The sequence below is a fragment of the Streptomyces colwelliae genome, from assembly GCF_048158785.1.
Classification (GTDB): Bacteria; Actinomycetota; Actinomycetes; order Streptomycetales; family Streptomycetaceae; genus Streptomyces.
The window spans coordinates 1-763 of sequence record NZ_JBLTJC010000860.1 but is presented as its reverse complement, the minus strand read 5'-3'; the positions used below and the strand labels follow the sequence as shown (position 1 = coordinate 763).

Genomic DNA, 763 nt, shown 5'->3' with positions numbered 1-763 from the left:
CCGTAGGGACGGGGGTGTTGGGGTCAGCCCATCCAGTGCTCAGCTCCTCCAGTGCTCAGGCCATCCAGAAGAAGACGGCGGTCATCCGCTTCTCCTCCAGCGTGCTGCCGTGGTAACCGGTCGCGCTGTGCACGAGGTTGGCGTTGTAGAGCAGCAGGCTGTTGTACTTGTGCGGCACGCGAACGTCCTCTTCAAAGGCGTCCGGCGCGACGAACCTCGTACCCAACGCCTCGACGAGGTTGTTGTGCGGGGCCTGGACGACGTTGCCACCGAGCCGCCCACCGGGCATCTGCTGCCGGTAGAAACTGGTCCCGCAGCCCTTCGGCACGGAGGGGTTGAGGTACAGCACGGCGGCGTACCGGCACAGGGCGCGGGAGTCGGTGTGCGGCCGGGGCTCGCTCTCGCCCTTCCCGACGACCTGGATGCAGTTGTGGTTGAGCGTCCCGCCCCCGGGCGCCTTCTCCACCCACAACTCTTTGACCCCGATCGTCTGCTTCACCAGCCGCTCGATGCGCCCCAGTTCGGCCGGTTCGAGCCCCGGCATGGTGCGCAGCCCCGGCCAGGTCTCCGACGTGTACGGATACCCCTTGACCCAGTCGTCCTTCGCGAGACACCGCTCCCGTACGGCATCCACGTCCGGAAGCACGTCGTTCAGCACCCAGTAGTCACGGCCCTTGGTGGGCTTGCGGTACGGGAGGACGGGGAGGGGCGCCTGCTGACGGGCCCGCTGCTGGGGGCTGTCTCTTATACACTTACGCCAGTG

Annotated in this window: 1 protein-coding gene; it reads right to left on the bottom strand. The window is 67.1% G+C overall.

What is annotated here, in order from left to right; translation table 11 throughout:
- Nucleotides 1-55: 55 nt before the first annotated feature.
- Entirely contained in the window at nucleotides 56-748 is a 693-nt protein-coding gene (locus ACNFOC_RS54845; protein WP_416966377.1) for a DUF6445 family protein, read from the bottom strand.
- Between the last annotated feature and the right edge of the window lie 15 nt (nucleotides 749-763).